This window comes from Cupriavidus sp. H18C2 (genome assembly GCF_049393795.1).
GTDB classification, from domain to species: domain Bacteria; phylum Pseudomonadota; class Gammaproteobacteria; order Burkholderiales; family Burkholderiaceae; genus Cupriavidus; species Cupriavidus pauculus_C.
Genome location: NZ_CP186011.1, coordinates 1,135,308 through 1,156,576 on the forward strand (window position 1 = coordinate 1,135,308; position 21,269 = coordinate 1,156,576).

A 21,269-nucleotide genomic window follows, 5' to 3' on the forward strand; every position below is an offset into this window, starting at 1 on the left:
CAGCAGGCAATATCACCTGCCTCACCCCCACGGGTCGTACCGGTCCTTCTCCCAGTACGGCGAAATGCCGTAGTACTCGTGGATGCTGGTGGCCCATTGCGAATTGGCCATGGTCGGCCAGTGCTCCTTGTCGAAGCCCGGCGCGGCCTTGATGCGGTCCTTCTCCACGCCCAGCACGAAGCATTTGCGGCGCGTGTCCAGCGTCAGCGCGGACCACGGCAGCGCGTGAAGCTTTTCGCCGATGCCAAGGAAGCCGCCCATGGCCAGCACGGCATAGGCAATCCGGCCGCCCAGCACGTCGAGCATGATGTGGTCGATGGTGCCGATTTCCTCGCCGGACGGGTCCACCACCTTGTTGCCTTCCAGCGTGTCGGACGCCATCACGAACGGGCCGCAGCCCGCGCCGGTCTGGTCGACGTCACCGATGATCGCGGCACCGCGCGGCGGCGTGTCGGCCGGCGGTACCTGGGGGTCCAAGGGCTTCATGTGCAAATTCCTCCTGGTGGATGAAAAACTCAGCGGCCAGCCGGAACGGGCGGCCGCAGGGGGTCGAAGTCTTCCCAGCGGCCGTCGCGCCACTGGCCTTCCGCGCGCTCCACGTCCTGCGCCCCGTTGCGGCGCAGTTCGTTGGCCACCAGCGACGTGTTGTCCGCGCTCACGTGCGCCGCCAGCAGCACGCCCGCATGCCGCACCGGGCCGCTGCGTGCATCGGTCTTGGCCAGCGCACCCATCAGGGACCCGGCGTAGGCGCCCAGCCCCGTGGCAAACGCCATCACCAGCACCAGCACCCATGGCTGCGGGGCGGCCGTGGCAAACCACGCGCGCGCCGCCGCCACCAGGCAGATGCCAATGGCAAAGCCGATGGCCGCGCCGATCACGATGCCGCGCCCGGCGCCCGGCCCGGCCTTGCGCGCGGCCGGGTCCACGGCTTCGTCGCCTCCAATCGGATAGGTGCCGTGCTGTCCCGGCGGGTTCACATAGAACATGGTCAGATCGTCCTGCCTGACACCCTGGGCCATCAATCGCGATGCGGTGGTCTCGGCCCGGTCGAACGTTTCGAATCGTCCTGCGATGATCGTAGACATCCTGAGGCTCCGTTCAAGGCATGTTGCAGTGCAATGGTCTCGGGGCGCACACTTCGCGACCCGTCGCGCGGAAAAGTCGCCGCCGGCTGCGGCGGGATCAGCGCTTTTCGAATCAGCGCTTTTTCTTGTCGCCGCCCTTGTCGGTGGCGCCGGGCCGATGTGCCGCGGCCTTCTCGCCGGCCGGCTGGTGCTCGCTGCCCTTCTTCAGGGTCCAGTCCACGTCGTCGCGCTTGGTGGCGGTCTGGCGCTCGGCATGGGCTGCCGCGCTGGGCGAGATCGGGTCGCTGGCCGGGAAGGTCATGTCCAGTGACTCGTCAACGGCTTCCTGGTAGGTTTTCTTGGCCTTGTCGGCCTTGCCCTTGCTAGCCTGGTCGGCCGACGCGGTGGACGGCTTGGCGGAAGGCTTCTGGGATTCCTTCGAGGCTTTGGCTTGTGCCATGGCATCTCTCCTGTTCGAATGACGTCCGCGCCCTGTCTGCGGGGCTGCGTCGAACAACGATGCAAACGGCGGGCCAGCGCCAACGTGCGCGCCACGGCGCGCCAGCACAGGGATCAGGGGGGAAGATGCCCGGCCTGGCGCTGCAGATTGTGCGCCAAGCGGTAAAAAGTGCTCAGGTTGGGCGGGCGCTGATGGCGCGCGGAAAGCGCACCGCAATGCAGACCGTGACGTTGTCGCTGTCGCAATCCTGGTTCTCGGCGGTCAGCACCGCGCCCTGCAGTTCGACCATGCGGCGGGTCAGCAGCAGCGCCGTGCTTTGGCGCGGCGAATGGCCGCCGTTGTCGGGCGGCCGGCGGTCGAAGAACTCGCTCAGCGCCGACAGCCGGCTGGCGCCGCGCGAGCGGTCCACGGGCGGGCTTTCGGTCACGCGGAACTTGACGAAGTCCGGCTCCGCGCTCAGGTGCACGCGCACGGAACCGCCCGCCGGCGCGCGCCACAGGCAGTGCACCAGCAGATGCCGCAGCAGCGGCCCGGCCCGCAGGGAATCGCCGGGCACGGCAAATCCGAGCCCGTGGTCGTCGTGGCATTCCAGCGGCGACAGGATGACGCCGCGCGCCTCGGCCGCGGGCCGCTTGTCCTCGATGGCCAGCGCGGCCAGCATGCGCAGGTCGGTGTCTTCCCAGGTCGGCGCGCGCTCGTCGGCCAGCAGCCGCACGCCTTCTTCCATTTCCTCGATCAGCGCCAGTTGCTGCTGCATGCCGGAACGCATGCCGTCCAGCGCGCGCTGCGCCGGGGCGGCCAGCGTGTCGATGGAACGGTCCAGCACATAGCTCCAGCTCTGGATAGCATTCAGGGACGACCGCAGGTCATGCGATGCCTGCTCGATCAGCGCGGATACCTCGCCAATGCTGCGCACCGTGGCAGGCGCCTGCCCGGTTGCGCCTCCACTGTCGGCGGACACGGCGGAAGGGGGGATACGCGGAGCGTCAGTCATGGTCAACCGTCGGTAAGGCAATCGAATCAGGAACCTCCACGGGCTCCGGCACGCAAGAACCGTGCGCTGGCACGGTCAGCCCGTGTCCGGCGCACCGCCGCATGCCCCCGCCGCCGCTTTTTGCCGCCGCCATCATGCGGCGGGCGGCGCGGCATCGCTGCTGCGAGAAGCCCTCAGCCACTCCGGCAGTTCGCCTTTCGCGGCGTAGTCCTCCAGACGGTTGTACAAAGTCTTCAAACTGATGCCCAGAATTTCAGCCGCGTGCTTCTTCACGCCGGCGCACTGCTCCAGCGTGGCGAAGATCAGCTGGCGGTCGGCCTCGGCCAGCGACATGCCCACCGGCACGGACACCACCGCGGTGCCGGCGCTGGGCGCCGCGGCCACCTGCAGCGGGATCTGGACCTCGGTGATCACGTCCTGGTCGGCCATGATGTAGGCGCGCTGCACGAAGTTGCGCAGCTCGCGGACGTTGCCCGGCCACGAATGCATGCGCAGGCTTTCCAGCACCGCCGACGAGAACCGGCGCTGCGTGCCCTGCTCCGCGTTGAGCTGCTCCAGCATCGTGTTGGCGATCTGCACCACGTCGTCGCCGCGCGCGCGCAGCGGCGGCAGCTCGATCGGGAACACGTTGAGCCGGTGATACAGGTCGGCGCGCAGCTTGCCGTCGGCTACCGCTTCTTCCGGATTCCGGTTCGTGGCAGCCAGCACGCGCACGTCGGCGTGGGTCTCGCGGTTGGTCCCCACGCGCATGAACGAGCCGGTTTCCAGCACCCGCAGCAGCTTGACCTGCAGCTCCAGCGGCATCTCGGTGATTTCGTCCAGGAACAGCGTGCCGCCGTCGGCGCGTTCGAAGTAACCCTTGTGCTGGCGGTCGGCGCCCGTGAAGCTGCCGCGCTCGTGGCCGAACATCTCGGTCTCGATCAGCGTCGGCGAAATGGCGCCGCAGTTCACGGCCAGGAACGGCTGGCGGCGCCGCTGCGACAGCTCGTGCACGGTCTGCGCGGCCAGTTCCTTGCCGGTGCCGCTCTCGCCGATCAGCAGCACGGTGGCCTCGGTCGGGCCCACCTTGCTCAACTGGTCGTAGACCGACTGCATGGCCTCGGAGCTGCCCAGCAGGCGGCCAAAGCGGCCGTAGCGGCGCAGCTCGCCGCGCAGCGAATGCACCTCGGCGCGCAGCTCGCTGGTTGTGGCGATCCGCTTGAGCACGGTCTGCAGCCGCGTCACGTTGATCGGCTTGACCAGGTAGTCGGTGGCGCCCAGGCGCAGCGCCTCGACGGCCGATTCCACGCTGGCGTAGCCGGTGGTCAGGATGACTTCGACCCCGGCGGAGCCCACCTCGTCGAACAGCTCCATGCCGTTGCCGTCGGGCAGGCGCAGGTCGGCCAGGATGGCGTCCGGCATGCGCCAGCCAATCTGCAGCCGCGCCTCGCGCAGGGTGCCGGCGGTGGCGGAGGAAAAGCCTTCGATCGCGACGATTTCCGCCAGCGCCGCGCAGGCGTTCTCGTCGTCGTCAACGATCAGGATATGTGGCATAGGAGAACGTGGAAGCGTCGTATGACCGGCGTCTGTTTGTCATGGCCCGCGGGGCGTGGCTAATGGGATCACGGCGCGTACGGGACGGCACGCGCCTGAGGATAGCCTGAAGTGTAGCGACAGTGGCTGCGCCGTTATGCCAGTGTCCGTCTGACACGCCTGTGGGACCTTGCCGCGACAGCGTTTCAGGCGGTAGCCACCCGCCGCCTGAACAGATAGCATGATAGGCATCTTCCACCATTGCGACGTGCCTGCGCCCCCGAACCCGTCCGCCACCGCGCGGGCCGGCCGGGCAGGAGGCCCCCTTCACGCCCGTGTCGACCACTGCCACGCTACCTTCCGGCCGCCCCGCCGCCCCGCCTCGCGCATCGGGACGCCGCGCCGCACCCGCGCAGGTCTCGCTGCTCTGGGAAAGCACCTCCCCCGCCATGCAACGGCTGATCGGTCAGCTGAATCGCGTGGCCGCCACCGACGTCACCATGCTCGCCGTGGGCGAAAGCGGCAGCGGCAAGGAAGTGGTGGCGCGCGCCGTGCACGAGCGCAGCACGCGCCGGAGCGGCCCGTTCGTGGCCGTGAACTGCGGCGCCATCGCGCCCACGCTGATCGAATCCGAACTGTTCGGCCACGAGAAAGGCGGCTTCACGGGCGCGCTGGAGCAGAAGGCCGGCTACTTCGAGCAGGCCCAGGGCGGCACGCTGTTCCTGGACGAAGTCACCGAAATGCCGGTGGAGATGCAGATCAAGCTGCTGCGCGTGCTGGAAAGCCGCTCGTTCCACCGCGTGGGCGGCGACGCCCCGCTGGTCAGCGACGTGCGCATCCTGGCCGCCACCAACCGCGACCCGATGGATGCCGTGCGCGACGGCCAGTTGCGCGAGGACCTGCTGTACCGCCTGGCCGTCTTTCCGCTGCATATCCCGCCGCTGCGCGAGCGGACGGAGGACATCATCCCGCTGGCCCGGCACTTCCTGGACGAATTCAACACGATGGAGCAGACCGAGAAGACGTTCTCGCCCGGCTCCCTCGAACGGCTGGTGCGCTACGACTGGCCCGGCAACGTCCGCGAGCTGAAGAACACGATCTACCGCGCCTACATCCTGGCCGACCGCCAGGTCGAGATCGGCAACCCCGGCCTCGCCAGCCAGCCGCCGCGCCCCACCACCGTGGATGGCGTGGTCAGCGTGCGCGTGGGCACCACGCTGGCCGACACCCAGCGCGAGATCATCCTGGCCACGCTGGCCAAGTTCGACGGCGACAAGCGCCAGGCCGCCAAGGCGCTGGGCATCAGCCTGAAGACGCTCTACAACCGCCTGGACGTCTACCGCTCCAGCTGACCGCCGCGCCATCCGCGTATCCGCTGGATCACACCGCCGGTGGCTGTCCGCGTGCACCAGTGCGGCCCAACGCCAGCGGGCATTCCTACTCCATCGCCACCCGGGGCGTGCACTTTTTACATCCGGCGGCCCAGCGCCGCCCGCCGCCCCAACCGCCCGTCCGGCGCGATTCCTTGCTGCACCGCACTCTGCCGGAAATGGCCGCCAAAGCGGCGAATCTGGCACGGCCTCTGCATGTCCGGACGGAATTGACATGACGCGCGCCCAACCTGCCCACGGGCGCCCCACGGCCAGAGGACGTGTGACGTGCGCATTTGCCAACTCAACCTGAAGAACGCGAGAGCGCTGGACCCCGAGCAACTGGGCCGCGCCGCGAAACTTGGCTTCGACCATATCCTGCTGGCCGGATGGTCGGCACCCCACACCCGCCCGGACGTGCTTCAGGCGGCATTCGCAGCCTGCCGGCAGCATGGACTGGCACCGCTCGTCGACCTGTCGCTGGACCGCTTTCCGCATGACGCGGCGGGCATGCACGACGGCTGGGTCGACCACGCCCGCCCGGCCGGCAGCCCCGACGCCAGCGACAGCCACCTGCCCGGCGTGCGCGTGCGCTGGTTCGACGAGGCCACGGCCAGCCAGTTGCTGGCGTGGTGGACGGCGCAGTTGCGGGACGTGGTGGATGCCGGCGTGGCCGGCTTCTGCTGCCGCGCCCCGTCGCGCGTGGCCGGGCGCCACTGGGCCGAACTGATCGAGACGCTGCGCCGCCAGTCCGGCGCCGCCAGCCCGGTATTCCTGGCCTGGACGCCCGGCACCACCCCGCAGCAGATCGACGACCTGTCCGCCGCGCCGTTCGACGGGGCGTTCTCGTCGCTGCCGTGGTGGGACTACCGCAGCGCGTGGCTGACCGAGGAAATCGCCCGCCTGCGCCGCTTTGGCCGCGTGCTGGCCACCCCGGCGCTGGCGCCCAATGGCGTGGACGTGCTGGCCGCGCGCCGTGCGCTGTGGACGGCCGCCGCCATCGGCGATGGCTGGCTGGTACCGGCCGGCTACGAGACCGGCGCCCATGCCGACGGCGCGGCGATCGACACGGCGCCCGCGTCGCAGGCCGATGGCCATCCCGACGACATCATCGACGCCCCGTACGACCTGACCCACGAACTGATGCAGGCCAACGCGTGGCTGGCCGCGCGCGACGACGCCCCGGCCGTGGCCGTGCGGCAGGTCAGCGGCCCCGATGCGCCGCTGACGGTGCTGGCGCGCGTGCCCCGCCACCTGGCCAACGGCGCAGCCGGCGAGCCAGCGCTGACCGTGGTGCTGAACCCGTGCCCGATGGAGCCGGCCTCGTTCGGCGTGGACCGCGTGCTGAGCGCGCTGCCGCAACCGGCCGCCACGCTGGCGCCCGTCGACGGCGGCCCGGGTGGCACGCTCGAAAACGGCCAGAAGCTGGACCCATGCAGCACCATCACGCTGCCGCCGGCCGATATCCGGCTGTTCGAGGCGATCCCGAGCCCGGCCGTCCCGGTGGCCAAGCCCAGGCGCGGCGACAGCGCAGCCAAGGCCGCCGACCGCGCGCTGGCCGTGGCCATGGAGGCGCCGCGCGTGGCCATCGAGAACCTGTCGCCCACCACCGACCACGGCCGCTTTGCCGTGCGGCGCACCGTGGGCGAGCGCGTGGAGGTCTGCGCCGACATCTGGATGGACGGGCACGACAAGCTGGCCGCCGCGGTGCTGTGGCGCGGCCCGGGCGAGCAGGAATGGCATGCGTCGCCGATGGTCCACACCGTCAACGACCGCTGGCGCAGCAGCTTTCCCATCGCCACGCTGGGCCGCCATGAATTCACGGTCGAGGCATGGCGCGACACGTTCGCAAGCTGGCTCGACGAGGTCGGCAAGAAACGCAAGGCCGGCGTGAACATCGCGCTGGAGATCGAGGAAGGCGCCCGGCTGGTGGCCGATACGCTCGGTACGCCTGACGGCCAGTCGATTGACGATGCAAGCGCCATCCTGGCCGACCTGGCGGCCGCCGCCGGCGACGACGCGCTGCGGCTGGAAATCCTGCTGTCGCCGCGCACCGAGGCCGCCATGCGCGCGGCAATGGCCAGGCCGTCGGGCCGCCCGTTCGCCAGCCGCTACCCCACGCCGATGCCGGTCGAGGCCGACCGGCTGGCTGGCCGCTTTGCCAGCTGGTACGAACTGTTCCCGCGCTCGGAAAGCGGCGACGTGAACCGCCACGGCACGTTCGACGACGTGATCCGGCGCCTGCCGGCCATTCGCGCGATGGGCTTCGACGTGCTCTACTTTCCGCCGATCCACCCGATCGGGCAGGCGCACCGCAAGGGCAAGAACAACAGCCTGAAGGCCGAGCCGGGCGACGTGGGCAGCCCCTACGCCATCGGCAGCGCCGAGGGCGGGCACGACGCCATCCACCCGCAGCTGGGCACGATGGAGGACTTCCAGCGCCTGCGCAAGGCCGCCGCCGACATGGGCATCGAACTGGCGCTCGACTTCGCCATCCAGTGCTCGCCCGACCATCCGTGGCTGCGCGAGCATCCCGAATGGTTCTCGCACCGGCCCGACGGCTCGCTGCGCTACGCCGAAAATCCGCCCAAGAAGTACGAGGACATCGTCAACGTCGACTTCTACGCCCAGCCGCCGGCCGGTCAGCAGCTCTGGCAGGCGCTGCGCGACGTGGTGATGTTCTGGGCCGACCAGGGCGTGCGCATCTTCCGCGTGGACAACCCGCACACCAAGCCGCTGCCGTTCTGGGAATGGATGATCGCGGACGTGCGCGCCAAGCACCCGGACACGCTGTTCCTGGCCGAGGCGTTCACGCGGCCCAAGATGATGGCGCGGCTGGCCAAGCTCGGTTTCTCGCAGTCGTACACGTACTTCACGTGGCGCAACACCAAGGCCGAGCTGATCGAGTACATGACCGAGCTGACGCAGAGCCCGCTGCGCGAGTTCTACCGCCCGCACTTCTTCGTCAACACGCCCGACATCAACCCGTTCTTCCTGCACGACGGCGGGCGCCCGGCGTTCCTGATCCGCGCCGCGCTGGCAACGCTGCTCTCGGGGCTCTGGGGCATGTACAACGGCTTCGAGGTCTGCGAAAGCGCGCCGCTGATCCTGAACGGCGTGGAGCGCGAGGAATACCTGGATTCCGAGAAGTACGAACTGCGCGTGCGCGACTGGAACCAGCCCGGCAACATCGTGGCCGAGATCTCGCGCCTGAACCAGATCCGCGCCAACCACCCGGCGCTGCAAAACCACCTGGGGCTGCGCTTCTACCACGCCAGCGATGACGCGGTGCTCTACTTCGCGCGCTTCGTGCCCACCGGGGCCGAGCACGCGGGCGCGTTTGGCGACGACGTGCTGCTGGCGGCCATCAGCCTGGACCCGCGCAACGCGCGCGAGTCCGAGATCGAGCTGCCGCTCTGGGAGTGGGGCCTGCCGGACCACGCGGCGCTGGAGGCCGAGGACCAGATGTTCGGCCGGCGCTTCACCTGGCATGGCAAACGCCAGCGCATCCGCCTGAACCCCCATGAGCTGCCGTTCTCGCTCTGGCACGTCAGGCCACAACAACAACCTGGAGACCCGGCATGAAGCGACTCTCGGAGCGCGCCAACGCCGCCCTGTTGACTGCGGACCCCCTCTGGTACAAGGACGCGGTCATCTACCAGCTGCACATCAAGTCCTTCTACGACGCCAATGGCGATGGCGTCGGCGACTTTGCCGGCCTGCTGGCCAAGCTCGACTACCTGGTGAACCTGGGCGTCGACACCATCTGGCTGCTGCCGTTCTACCCGTCGCCGCGCCGCGACGACGGCTACGACATTGCCGACTACCGCAACGTGCACCCCGACTACGGCACGCTGGCCGAGGCCAAGCGCTTCGTGGCCGCCGCGCACGCGCGCGGGCTGCGCGTGATCACCGAGCTGGTCATCAACCACACGTCGGACCAGCATCCGTGGTTCCAGCGTGCCCGGCGCGCCAAGCCCGGCTCGGCCGCGCGCAACTACTACGTCTGGTCCGACAACGACCAGAAGTACGCCGGCACGCGGATCATCTTCTGCGACACCGAGAAATCGAACTGGAGCTGGGACGCCGAGGCCGGCGCCTACTTCTGGCACCGCTTCTACTCGCACCAGCCGGACCTGAACTTCGACAACCCGCAGGTGCTCAACGAGGTGCTGTCGGTCATGCGGTTCTGGCTGGACATCGGCATCGACGGCCTGCGGCTGGACGCCGTGCCGTACCTGGTGGAGCGCGAGGGCACCAGCAACGAGAACCTGCCCGAGACCCACGAGGTGATCCGCAAGATCCGCCGCCACCTGGACGAGCGCTACCCGGGCCGGATGCTGCTGGCCGAGGCCAACATGTGGCCCGAGGACGCCCAGCAGTACTTTGGCGGCGCCAGCGGCGGCGGCACGGCCGACACCACGGGCGCCGCCAGCCCGGACGGCGGCATCGCGGGCGACGAATGCCACATGGCGTTCCACTTCCCGCTGATGCCGCGCATGTACATGGCCATCGCGCGCGAGGACCGCTTTCCGATCACGGACATCATGCGGCAGACGCCGGAGGTGCCGCCGAACTGCCAGTGGGCCATCTTCCTGCGCAACCATGACGAACTGACGCTGGAAATGGTCACCAGCAGCGAGCGCGACTACCTGTGGGAGGTCTACGCCTCTGACCGCCGCGCACGCATCAACCTTGGCATCCGCCGCCGGCTGGCCACGCTGATGGAGCGCGACCGCCGCCGCATCGAGCTGATGAACAGCCTGCTGTTCTCGATGCCGGGCACGCCCGTGATCTACTACGGCGACGAGATCGGCATGGGCGACAACATCCACCTGGGCGACCGCGACGGCGTGCGTACGCCGATGCAGTGGTCGCCCGACCGCAACGGCGGCTTCTCGTCGGCCGACCCCGAGCGGCTGGTGCTGCCGCCGCTGCAGGGCCCGCTGTACGGCTACGAGGCCGTCAACGTGGAAGCGCAGACGCGCGACCCCCACTCGCAACTGAACTGGATGCGCCGCATGCTGGCGCTGCGCCGCCAGCACCGCGCGTTCGGGCGCGGCACGCTGCGGTTCCTGTTCCCGGGCAACCGCAAGATCCTGGCGTACCTGCGCGAGTACGAGAACGAGCACATCCTGTGCGTGGCCAACCTGTCGCGCGCGCCGCAGGCCGTGGAGTTGGACCTGTCCCAGTTCAACGGCCGCGTGCCCGTGGAAATGCTGGGCGCCACGCCCTTCCCCGCCATCGGCCAGCTCACCTATCTGCTGACGCTGCCGCCGTATGGCTTCTACTGGTTTGTGCTCAGCGAAGACGCGCAGCCGCCGTCGTGGCACGTCAACGCCCCGGAACAGATGGTGGATCAAGTCACGCTGGTACTGCAGAACGTCGGGGGCCGCTCCGAACTCACCGAGTCGGCCCGGCGCGCGCTGACCACCGAGGTACTGCCCAACTACCTGACGCGCCGCCGCTGGTTCGCCTCGAAGGGCGAGCGCATCGAGCGCGTGAACGTGGCCTACGCCTGGCCACTGGCCAAGATCGGCAACACCGAGGAAGTCTGGCACTGCGAGGTGGAGGTCCAGCTGCCGGGCCGCACCGAGTGCTACCAGCTCCCGGTGGCGCTGCTGTGGGACCGCGAGAACACCGAGGGCATGCCGCAACTCGTGCACGGCCTGTCGATGGCGCGCGTGCGGCGCGGCCCGCGCGTGGGCGTGGCGACCGATGGCTTCGTGGTCGAAGCCTATGCCCGCGCCGTGGTGCAGGCCATGCGCGACCGCACGTCGGCCGACGTGTCGCACGGCACCATCCACTTCCTGCCCGAACCGGGGCTGGCCGACGCGCCGCTGGAATCCGAACCGGTGCAGTGGATGTCGGCCGAGCAGTCGAACAGCTCGTTGGCCTACGGCAACACGGGCGTGCTGAAGCTGGTGCGGAAGGTGGCCGGCGGCATTCACCCCGAGGCCGAGATGACGCGCTACCTGACCAGCAATGGCTACCGGCATTCCGCCGCGCTGCTGGGCGAGGTGGTGCGCACCGGCGCCGACGGCACGCCGCACACGCTGATGCTGCTGCAGGGCTACATCCTGAACCAGGGCGACGGCTGGGACTGGACGCTGGACTACCTGAGCCGGTCCATCGACGACGCACTGCCGCTGACCGACGGCGACGACGAGTTCGGCGAGGCGCTGACCGGCTACGCGACGATGGTCGGCACGCTGGGCCGGCGCCTGGCCGAGTTGCACGCCGTGCTGGCGCGCGAGACCAACGAGGAAGCCTTCACGCCGGTGGCTGCCACCGACGCGCAGGCCAGCGACTGGGCCGAGGAAGCGATGAAGTCGCTGGACGAGGCCCTGGGCCTGCTCGAAGCGCGCCGCGAGACCGCATCGGGCGACTTCGCGCGCGACATCGAGACGCTGCTGGCCGCCCGCGACAAGCTGCCGAAGCTGGTGGCGCGTCTGGCCGCCGCGGCGCCGGGCAGCCTGCAGACGCGCATCCACGGCGACTTCCACCTGGGCCAGGTGCTGATTGCGCAGAACGACACCTATCTGGTCGACTTCGAGGGCGAGCCGCGCCAGCCGCTGGCGTTCCGGCGCCGCAAGACGTCGCCGCTGCGCGACGTGGCCGGGCTGCTGCGCTCGATCGACTACGCCGCGGCCACCGTGGGCACCGACCGCCAGGAGCGGACCCACGCGCAACTGCCGCCCGCGCAGGCCGACCGCCGCGCCGCGCTGCTCGACCGCTTCCGCACCACGGCGGGCGAGGCATTCCTGAACTGCTACCAGCAGTCGATGGCGTCCGCGGCCCAGCCGTGGGCCACGCCCGAACAGCTACAGCCGCTGCTGGACCTGTTCCTGCTGGAACGCGCCGCGTACGAGGTGGGCTACGAGGCCGCCAACCGCGTGGCGTGGATCGACCTGCCCACCAGCGGCCTGGCCCGGCTCGTGCGCAAGCTGACTGGAGATTGAAGATGGCAAGCAATGATGCCGCCACGCTCGCCGCACCGGCCCCCACGCTGCCCGGCCCGGTCATCGACGCGCTGCGGGAGGCCCGCCTGGCGGACCCGTTCGGCGTGCTGGGGCCGCACCGCGACGAACATGGCGTGGTGGTCCGCGCGATCGTGCCCGGCGCCGCCGCCATGCAGCTGGCCACGCGCGACGGCGAATTCGTGTCCGACATGACCCGGCTGCATGTTGACGGCGTGTTCGCGGGCCGCCTGCCCGACGCGGCAAGCGGCCAGCTATCGGCGGCCGACTACCGCCTGCGGATCCGCTGGCCCGACGGCAGCGAGCAGATCAGCGCCGACCCCTACGCGTTTGGCCTGCTGCTGGGCGAGCTGGACCTGCACCTGTTCAACGAGGGCCGGCACCTGGAACTGGGCAAGTGCCTGGGCGCCCAGTGCCTGACCATCGAGGGCGAACCCGGCGTGCGCTTTGCCGTCTGGGCGCCCAACGCCAAGCGCGTGTCGGTGATTGGCGACTTTAACGGCTGGAACGCGTCACGGCACCCGATGCGGCTGCGCCACGGCTCCGGCGTCTGGGAACTGTTCATTCCGCAAGGCATGGGCGTGGCGCCGGGCAGCCGGTACAAGTACGACATGACCGGCCCGCACGGCGAGGAACTGCCCGACAAGGCCGACCCGGTGGCGCAGGCCACCGAACTGCCGCCGGCCACCGCATCGGTGGTGGCGTGCGCCGGCCAGGCCGCCCCGCCGTTCCAGTGGAACGACGCGGCCTGGATGGAACAACGCGCCAAAACCGACCCGTACAGCGCGCCGATGTCGGTGTACGAGCTGCACGTGACGTCGTGGCAGCGCGCCGCCAACGACAGCGGCCGGGGCTGGGACATCCTGGCCGAACGGCTGGTGCCGTACGTGCGCGACCTGGGCTTCACCCATATCGAGCTGCTGCCGATCACCGAGCACCCGTTCGGGGGGTCGTGGGGCTACCAGCCGCTGTCGCTGTTCGCGCCCACCGCGCGGCTGGGGTCGCCCGAGCGCTTTGCCGCGTTCGTCGACCGCTGCCACCAGGCCGGCATCGGCGTGATCCTGGACTGGGTGCCCGCGCACTTTCCGACCGACCCGCACGGGCTGGCGATGTTCGACGGCACGGCGCTCTACGAGCACCAGGACCCGCGCGAGGGCTATCACCAGGACTGGAACACGCTGATCTACAACCTGGGCCGCAACGAGGTGCGCGGCTTCCTGCTGGCCAACGCGGTGCACTGGCTGGAGCACTACCACGCCGACGCGCTGCGCGTGGACGCCGTGGCGTCGATGCTCTACCGCGACTACAGCCGCGAGCCGGGCCAGTGGGTGCCGAACCGCTTTGGCGGGCGCGAGAACCTGGAGTCCGTGGCCTTCCTGCGCGAGATGAACACCGTGGTGCACGAGCGCTGCCCCGGCGCGCTGACCATCGCCGAGGAATCCACCGCGTGGCCCGGCGTCACGGCCAGCGTGGAATCGGGCGGCCTGGGCTTCAGCTTCAAGTGGAACATGGGCTGGATGCACGACACGCTGCGCTACCTGTCCCACGAGCCGGTGCACCGCCCGTGGCACCACGGCGACATGACGTTCGGCATGGTCTACGCGTGGTCCGAGGCGTTCGTGCTGCCGCTGTCCCACGACGAGGTGGTACACGGCAAGGGCTCGATGATCGGCAAGGCGCCGGGCGACGACTGGCAGCGCTTTGCCAACCTGCGCGCGTACTACGGCTTCATGTGGACGCATCCGGGCAAGAAGCTGCTGTTCATGGGCGGCGAGTTCGCCCAGTGGCGCGAGTGGAACCACGATGACGAGCTGGACTGGGCGCTGCTGGACCAGCCGGCCCACCGGGGCGTCCATTCGCTGGTACGCGACCTGAACCGCCTGTACCGCGACCTGCCCGCGCTGCATGCGATGGACCACCGGCCCGAAGGCTTCCAGTGGATCGTCGGCGACGACCAGCAGAACAGCGTGTTCGCCTACCTGCGCCGCGCCGCGTCCAACAGCGAGGAAGTGGTACTCGTCGTCGTCAACATGACGCCGGTGCCGCGCCACGGCTACCGGCTGGGCGTGCCGTTCGCGGGCACCTGGGAGGAATGCCTGAACACCGACGCCGAGATCTATGGCGGCAGCAACCTCGGCAACGGCGGCCAGGTGCGCGCCGAGGACACGCCGTCGCACGGGCAGCCGGCCTCGGTGTCGCTGCTGCTGCCGCCGCTGGCCGCGCTGGTCCTGCGCTACGCACCGGGAGCAAACGGTTGACGCCAGGGCGGCGTAGCGGGCGGGCGGCCCGGCCGGGCCACACAGAAGAACCAGAAGAAACGGAGGAGCGACACGCATGGCCAGCACTACCGTCGACCGCCTGCTGCCGGGCAAGCCCTATCCGCTCGGCGCGCACTGGGACGGGCTCGGTGTCAACTTCGCGGTGTTCTCCGCGAACGCCAGCCGCGTCGACCTGTGCCTGTTTTCCGCCAACGGCCGCAAGGAGGTGCAGCGCCTGCCGCTGCCCGAATGCACCGACGAGATCTGGCACGGCTACCTGCCCCACGCGCAGCCCGGCCTGCAGTACGGGCTGCGCGCGTTCGGCCCGTACGATCCCACGCGCGGCCACCGCTTCAACCCGTACAAGCTGCTGCTGGACCCGTACGCCCGCGCGCTGAGCGGGCCGGTGCGCTGGTCAGACGCATTGTTCGGCTACCGGCTCAACAGTCCGCGTGCCGACCTGACGCCCGACCGGCGCGACAGCGCGCCGACCATGCCCAAGGCCGTGGTGATCGACGAGAGCTTCAACTGGGGCGACGACCGCCCGCCCTGCGTGCCGTGGCCGACGACCTCGATCTACGAGGTGCACGTGCGCGGCGCGTCGATGCTGCGCGAGGACCTGCTGCCGCAGTATCGCGGCACGTTCGCCGCGCTGGCAGACCCGCGCTTCATCGAGCACCTGCTGCAGCTTGGCGTGACGTCGATCGAGTTGCTGCCGATCCACGCCTTCCTGCAGGACCGCTTCCTGATCGAGCGCGGCCTGCGCAACTACTGGGGCTACAACACGCTGTCGTTCTTCGCGCCGGAGCCGCTGTACCTGTCCGGGCGCCAGCACCACGAGGTCAAGATCGCCGTCCGCCGCCTGCACGCGGCCGGCATCGAGGTGCTGCTGGACGTGGTCTACAACCACACCTGCGAAGGCAATGAACTGGGGCCCACGGTGTCGTGGCGCGGGCTGGACAACGCCAGCTACTACCGGCTGATCCCCGGCGACGAACGCCACTACATCAACGACACGGGCTGCGGCAACACGCTGAACCTGTCGCACCCGCGCGTGCTGCAGATGGTGATGGACTCGCTGCGCTACTGGGTGCAGACCTTCCACGTCGACGGCTTCCGCTTCGACCTGGGCAGCACGCTGGGCCGCGAAAGCAACGGCTTCGACCCCGGATCGGGCTTCTTCGACGCGATCCTGCAGGACCCGGTGCTGTCGCGCGTGAAGCTGATCTCGGAGCCGTGGGACCTGGGCCCCGGCGGCTACCAGGTGGGCAACCATCCGCCCGGCTTTGCCGAATGGAACGACAAGTTCCGCGACAACGTGCGCCGCTTCTGGCGCGGCGACGCGGGCCAGCGCGGCGAGCTGGCGGCCCGGCTGACCGGATCGGCCGACCTGTTCGACCGCCGCCACCGCAAGCCGTGGGCCAGCGTCAACTTCGTCACCGCGCACGACGGCTTCACGCTGGCCGACGTGGTCAGCTACGCGCACAAGCACAACGAGGCCAACCACGAGGACAACCGCGACGGCAACGACGACAACGCCAGCGCCAACTGGAGCCCGGACGGCGCCGTGGAAGGCCCGACCGACGACGACGCCATCCTGGAGACCCGCGGCCGCGTGGCGCGCGCGATGATGGCCACGCTGCTGCTGTCGCAGGGCACGCCGATGCTGACCGCCGGCGACGAATGGGGCCGCAGCCAGCAGGGCAACAACAACGCCTACTGCCAGGACAACGAGCTGTCGTGGCTCAACTGGGACGATGCGGCGCACCCGTCGAACGCGCCGATGCGCCGCGTGGTCAGCCGCCTGCTGGCGCTGCGCCGCCGCCTGCCCGTGCTGCGCGAGAACCGCTTCGTCCACGGCCGCTCGCAGCCGGCGCCGGGGCTGCCCGACATTGCGTGGTTCGGCCCCGACGGCAACGAGCTGAGCAGCGAGCAATGGGCCAACCCCGAGGACCGCACGCTGGCGCTGCGGCGCGCCATGCACAGCCCCGAGGACGAGGTGGAGGCCATCCTGCTGTGCCTGAACGCCAGCGGCGAGGACGTGGTGTTCCGCATGCCCGTGCCCGGCGAGGACTGGCACCTGCTGTTCGACAGTACCGCACCCGACCTGGAGGACGAACCCGTGTCGCTCGATGACGAGGGCCGCCCCGCCTACCGGGTGCCCGCACGCGGCCTGGCCCTGCTGACGGCCGCCGTGCCCAAGGAAGAGGACATCCCACGATGAGCGAGCATGAATCGCTATGGCGCCTGGCCGAACGGGCCGGCCTGCAGGTGCGCTGGCGCGACGCCTGGAACAACCCGCAGCAGCTGTCCCCCGACGCACTGCACACGGTACTGACCGCGCTGGAGCTGCCCTGCGGCACGCAGGGCGAGTGCGAGGCGTCGCTGGCGCGGCTGGCTGCCGATGACGGCGCGATGGCGCTGCCGCCACTGATCACGGCCGACCAGGGCCGGCCCGTGGCCGTGCCGTGGGCACATACGGTGCCGCAGCGGCCCTATCGGCTGGAGCTGGAGGACGGCACGACCGTCGAGGGCGTGGCGCAACGCACCGGCGCCGGCACGATGGAGATCGCGCCGATCGACCAGTGGGGCTACCACCGGCTGCTGCTGGGCGACGTGGAAACCACGGTGGCGGTAGCGCCGCCGCGCTGCTTCGGCGTGGCCGACGCGCTGGCGGCGAACGGCCATGCCCACCGCACCGGCAAGCCCTGGGGCCTCGCCGTGCAGCTCTACGGGCTGCGCCGCGGCGCCGACACGGGCCTGGGGGACCTGACCACGCTGGCGCTGGCCGCCGAAGCCGCCGCGCAGGCCGGCGCCGATGCCATCGCGATCAACCCGCTGCACGCGGGCTTTGCCGCGCTGCCCGAGCGCTACAGCCCGTACTCGCCGTCGAGCCGCATCGTGTTCAACCCGCTCTACGCCGACCCGGCGCGCGTGTTCGGCCAGGATGCGGTCCACCAGGCCGTGGCGGCGCTGGGCATCGGCGCCGCGCTGGCCGAGGCCGAGCGCCGCACCGAAATCGACTGGCCCGCCACGGCCGCGCTGCGGCTGCGGCTGTTCCAATGGCTCTGGCAGCACCACGACGCACTGCTGCCACCCGCGCAGAAACAGGCGTTCGCGGCGTTCCGCGCGCGCGGCGGCAAGGCGCTTCTGGCGCACGCGACGTTCGAGGCCATCCAGGCCGAGCGGCTGGCCGCCGCCACCGACGAGGCGTCCGCGCGCGACGCCGCCGACTGGCGCCGCTGGCCCGCCACGCTGCAAAGCCCCGACGGCGCGGCCGCCGCGGCCATGGCGACGACCGGGGCGGACGCCATCGGCTACCACGCGTTCCTGCAGTGGCTGGCCGCCGACGGACTGGCCGATGCGCAGCGCCGCGCGCGCGACGCGGGCATGGCCATCGGCGTGATTGCCGACCTTGCCGTGGGCACCGATCCCGGCGGCAGCCATGCCTGGGCCCGCCAGACCGAGATCCTGAACGGCTTTCATGCCGGCGCGCCGCCCGACCTCTACAACCCGCTGGGGCAGGACTGGGGCGTGGCCGTGTTTTCGCCGCGCGGGCTGCGCCGCAATGGCTACGCCGCGTTCATCGAGATGCTGCGCGCCAACCTGGCCCACGCGGGCGGGCTGCGCATCGACCACGTGCTGGGGCTGGCCCGCATGTGGCTCGTGCCGGCCGGCGCGCCGGCCAGCGCCGGGGCGTACCTGAGCTTTCCGCTCGACGACCTGCTGCGGCTGGTGGCGATCGAGTCGTGGCGCCATCGCGCGATCATCATCGGCGAGAACCTGGGCACGGTGCCCGAGACGCTGAATGACGCGCTGGAGTCGCGCGGCGTGCTTGGCATCGACGTGCTCTGGTTCGTGCGCGAGGAGGAAGAGGAAGACGGCGCCGACGGCGACAACGTGGCCGCGCCGGCCACCGAGGCGCCGGCGTCTGCCACGCCCGACCCCGCGCCGTTCCTGCCGCCCGAGGCATGGCCCGCGCTGGCCGTGGCCACCACGACCACGCACGACCTGCCGACCATCGCGGGCTGGTGGGCCGGCAACGACATCGCGTGGCGCGCGCGGCTGCACCAGCTGGGCGCCGACGAAACCGAGGCGGGGCTGCTGGACGGCCGCGCCGCCGAGCGCGCGGCGCTCTGGCAGGCGATGGTCGACGCCGGCGCGGCCCAGGGCGAGGTGCCGCCCGCCGACCGCCCGCCGGTCGACGTCCTGCTCGCCTGGCTCCATCGCGCGCCCACGCCGCTGCGGCTGGTACCGGTGGAAGACCTGCTGGCGCTGGCCGAACAACCCAACCTGCCCGGCACGGTGGCGGGCCATCCGAACTGGCAGCGGCGGCTCGATGCCGACGTACGCCACCTGTTCACGCGCGCGGACGTGGCGAGGCGCGTCGCCGCCGTGCGCGACGGCGCGGCGGGGGGTGACGCCCGCGCCAACGGCGCCGATGCGGATGCGTGAGGGGGTGGCGCGGTCAGTGCCCGGCCGGATCGGCCAGCGCCTTGCAGAGCGCCTCGACGGTCAGCGGCTTGACGAGGTGCGCGTCAAAGCCGGCCGCGTCGGTGCGGCGCCGGTCGTCGGCGGAGCTGCGCCCGGTCAGCGCGAAGATGCGGCACGTGGTGCCGGCCTCGCGCAGCACCCGCAGCACGTCGTAGCCGCTCATGTCGGGCATTTCCAGGTCCAGCAGCACCACGTCGGGCGCAAAGCCGCGCACCGCTTCCACGGCCTGCAGGCCCGAGTAGACCGGCTGCGCCGCATGGCCCAGCACGGTCAGCAGTTCCGCCATGCTGTCGGCCGAATCGGCGCTGTCATCGACGATCAGGATGCGCCGGCCCGCGCAGGGCGTGGCGCTGGCACGCGTGACACTGGCGCCGTCCATGTACACCTGCGGCAGCAGGATCGTAAACGTGCTGCCGCGCCCTTCGCCAGCGCTGCTGGCCTGGATGGCGCCGCCGTGCGCCTCCACCACGGCCCGCGCCAGCGCCAGCCCGATGCCGAGCCCGCTGCGGGCCGACTCGTCGCCCTCCTGCGCGAACAGGTTGAAGATGCGGTCCAGCGCCTCGGGCGCGATGCCGCGGCCGGTGTCGGCAATCGTCGTGATCACGTTGCCGCCTTCGGCCCGCACGCGCACAGTCACCGTGCCGCCGCGCGGCGTGTACTTGGTGGCGTTGCTGAGCAGGTTGGACAGCACCTGCTCCAGCCGCGCCGCATCGCCATTGACGAACACGGGCTCGGCCGGCAGCGACACCGCAAGCTGCTGGCTGGCGCCGTCCAGCGCGGGCCGCATGGCCTCCACGGCCGCGTTCATCACGTCGTGATACGGAATCGGCACCGGCTGCACCTTGAGCTTGCCCGAGGTGACGCGGCCCACGTCCATCAGGTCGCTCACCAGACGGGTCAGCAGCTGGAGCTGCCGGCCGATGATCTCGGCGCAGTGCCGGATGCGCTGGTCGCCGCCCGGCGTCAGCCGGATCACGTCGACGGCGTTGCGGATGGGCGCCAGCGGGTTGCGCAGTTCGTGCGCCAGGATGGCCAGGAACGACTGCACGCGGCGCCCGGCGCTCTCCAGGTCGACCAGCCGCGCGGCGCTGGTGATGTCCTGCGCGGTCCAGAGCACGCCCGACACGCTGCCGCCGGCATCGCGCAGCAGCACCTGCCGCACGTGGCAGCGCACCAGCGAGCCGTCGTGCCGCTGCAGCCGCTGGTCGCCGGCCCACGCGCCGCTGGCACGCACGCCGTCCAGCGCGCCGGGCGTATCGCCGGACGGCACGTCGTGTTCGGAGTACAGCAGCGACAGCGGCTGGCCCACGGCCTCCTGCGCCGTGTGGCCGAACAGCGCCTGCGCGCCGGGGTTCCAGCTTCGGATCTCGCCCTCGGGGCCCAGTTCGCAGATGGCGCAGTCGTCCAGCGTATCGACGAGGTCCTGCCAGCGGGCCGCCATGCCGCGCGCGTATTCCTCGGCCGCGTACTGGACCGTGAGGTCGCGGTAGACCACGGCAAAGCCCTCGGGCGCGCCCTCGGCGGCGGGCACCGCCACGACCACGGCGCTCACGTAGAGCAGGCTGCCGTCCTGCCGCACGCGCCAGCCCTTGTCCTCAGCCCGGCCGTGCCGGCGCGCGGCGTCCAGCAGGCGCTCGGCATCGCCGGCGGCCACGGACTCGGGCGGGTGGAAGCGGGACATGGCGTGGCCGGTCACGTCGGCGGCGGCATGGCCGAGCAGGCGGCGGGCGGCATCGGACCACGCCGAGACAAGCCCGTCCGCCGACAACGCGAAGACCGCGATGTCGTCGACCGCATCGAGCCATGCCGGCAACGGCACGCCGTCAATGCGCGTGTGCGTATCCATGGGAACGCTCCCTCATGTCTTGCTGTCGCTGCTTTTCTTGGAAGCAGTGGTTGCACCCCGGCGTCGCCGACGCAAGGGTGCCAGGCTTTCAATCATAGGCGCGAGCGCACGTACACGTGCCGGTCCTTCGCGCGAACACGCATGCAGAAACTACAACGGAACGTCTGGAATGTCAGCCAGGATTGCGCCCCGCCCCACGGACGGAGGGCGGCGGCGGATGCTTGTCGGGCAGGTTGCGCGCCGGCTGGTCGCCTTTTTCCTTGTTGTGGTCGGGACTCTGGTCCGGCCGGC

At 70.6% G+C, this 21,269-nt stretch carries 12 protein-coding genes; 6 read left to right on the forward strand and 6 right to left on the reverse strand.

Going from position 1 to position 21,269, the window contains the following annotated elements; all coding sequences use genetic code 11:
* Positions 1-21 precede the first annotated feature (21 nt).
* The 5 genes from EPAKOI_RS21690 to EPAKOI_RS21710 all read right to left on the reverse strand — a co-directional run bounded on the left by EPAKOI_RS21690 (position 22) and on the right by EPAKOI_RS21710 (position 4,051).
* A complete protein-coding gene (locus tag EPAKOI_RS21690) occupies positions 22-486 on the reverse strand; it encodes a PRC-barrel domain-containing protein (RefSeq protein ID WP_124686244.1) in 465 nt (154 codons plus the stop codon).
* 29 nt (positions 487-515) lie between these two features.
* On the reverse strand, positions 516-1,085 hold the full coding sequence (locus tag EPAKOI_RS21695) for a hypothetical protein (RefSeq protein ID WP_313838299.1): 570 nt from the start codon (positions 1,083-1,085) through the stop codon (positions 516-518).
* Positions 1,086-1,197: 112 nt separating this feature from the next.
* On the reverse strand, positions 1,198-1,524 hold the full coding sequence (locus tag EPAKOI_RS21700; protein ID WP_124686242.1) for a hypothetical protein: 327 nt from the start codon (positions 1,522-1,524) through the stop codon (positions 1,198-1,200).
* 172 nt (positions 1,525-1,696) lie between these two features.
* Positions 1,697-2,518 (reverse strand): sensor histidine kinase, encoded by an 822-nt coding sequence (locus EPAKOI_RS21705; RefSeq protein WP_423193641.1) that lies wholly within the window; start codon positions 2,516-2,518, stop codon positions 1,697-1,699.
* A 132-nt stretch (positions 2,519-2,650) separates the two neighbouring features.
* A complete protein-coding gene (locus EPAKOI_RS21710) occupies positions 2,651-4,051 on the reverse strand; it encodes a sigma-54-dependent transcriptional regulator (protein ID WP_124686240.1) in 1,401 nt (466 codons plus the stop codon).
* A 314-nt stretch (positions 4,052-4,365) separates the two neighbouring features.
* Between EPAKOI_RS21710 and EPAKOI_RS21715 the strand changes: the two genes are divergently transcribed.
* The 6 genes from EPAKOI_RS21715 to malQ all read left to right on the forward strand — a co-directional run bounded on the left by EPAKOI_RS21715 (position 4,366) and on the right by malQ (position 19,093).
* On the forward strand, positions 4,366-5,382 hold the full coding sequence (locus EPAKOI_RS21715; RefSeq protein ID WP_253700205.1) for a sigma-54 interaction domain-containing protein: 1,017 nt from the start codon (positions 4,366-4,368) through the stop codon (positions 5,380-5,382).
* Positions 5,383-5,688: 306 nt separating this feature from the next.
* Complete coding sequence (locus EPAKOI_RS21720; protein WP_423193642.1) at positions 5,689-8,985, forward strand: alpha-1,4-glucan--maltose-1-phosphate maltosyltransferase; 3,297 nt, start codon at positions 5,689-5,691, stop codon at positions 8,983-8,985.
* Positions 8,982-12,362, forward strand: coding sequence for a maltose alpha-D-glucosyltransferase (gene treS / locus EPAKOI_RS21725; RefSeq protein ID WP_423193643.1), 3,381 nt, complete (start codon positions 8,982-8,984; stop codon positions 12,360-12,362). Before EPAKOI_RS21720 ends, treS begins: the two co-directional genes overlap by 4 nt.
* A 2-nt stretch (positions 12,363-12,364) precedes the next feature.
* On the forward strand, positions 12,365-14,638 hold the full coding sequence (gene glgB, locus EPAKOI_RS21730; protein WP_423193644.1) for a 1,4-alpha-glucan branching protein GlgB: 2,274 nt from the start codon (positions 12,365-12,367) through the stop codon (positions 14,636-14,638).
* Positions 14,639-14,714: 76 nt separating this feature from the next.
* A complete protein-coding gene (glgX, locus tag EPAKOI_RS21735; protein WP_423193645.1) occupies positions 14,715-16,862 on the forward strand; it encodes a glycogen debranching protein GlgX in 2,148 nt (715 codons plus the stop codon).
* Positions 16,859-19,093: a 4-alpha-glucanotransferase gene (malQ, locus tag EPAKOI_RS21740; RefSeq protein ID WP_423193646.1), complete on the forward strand. Its 2,235-nt coding sequence runs from the start codon at positions 16,859-16,861 to the stop codon at positions 19,091-19,093. Before glgX ends, malQ begins: the two co-directional genes overlap by 4 nt.
* Before the next feature lie 13 nt (positions 19,094-19,106).
* Here malQ and EPAKOI_RS21745 read toward each other — a convergent pair whose 3' ends face one another.
* The gene (locus tag EPAKOI_RS21745; RefSeq protein WP_423193647.1) at positions 19,107-20,978 is read right to left on the reverse strand and encodes a PAS domain-containing hybrid sensor histidine kinase/response regulator; all 1,872 of its coding nucleotides are present in this window, start codon (positions 20,976-20,978) and stop codon (positions 19,107-19,109) included.
* Between the last annotated feature and the right edge of the window lie 291 nt (positions 20,979-21,269).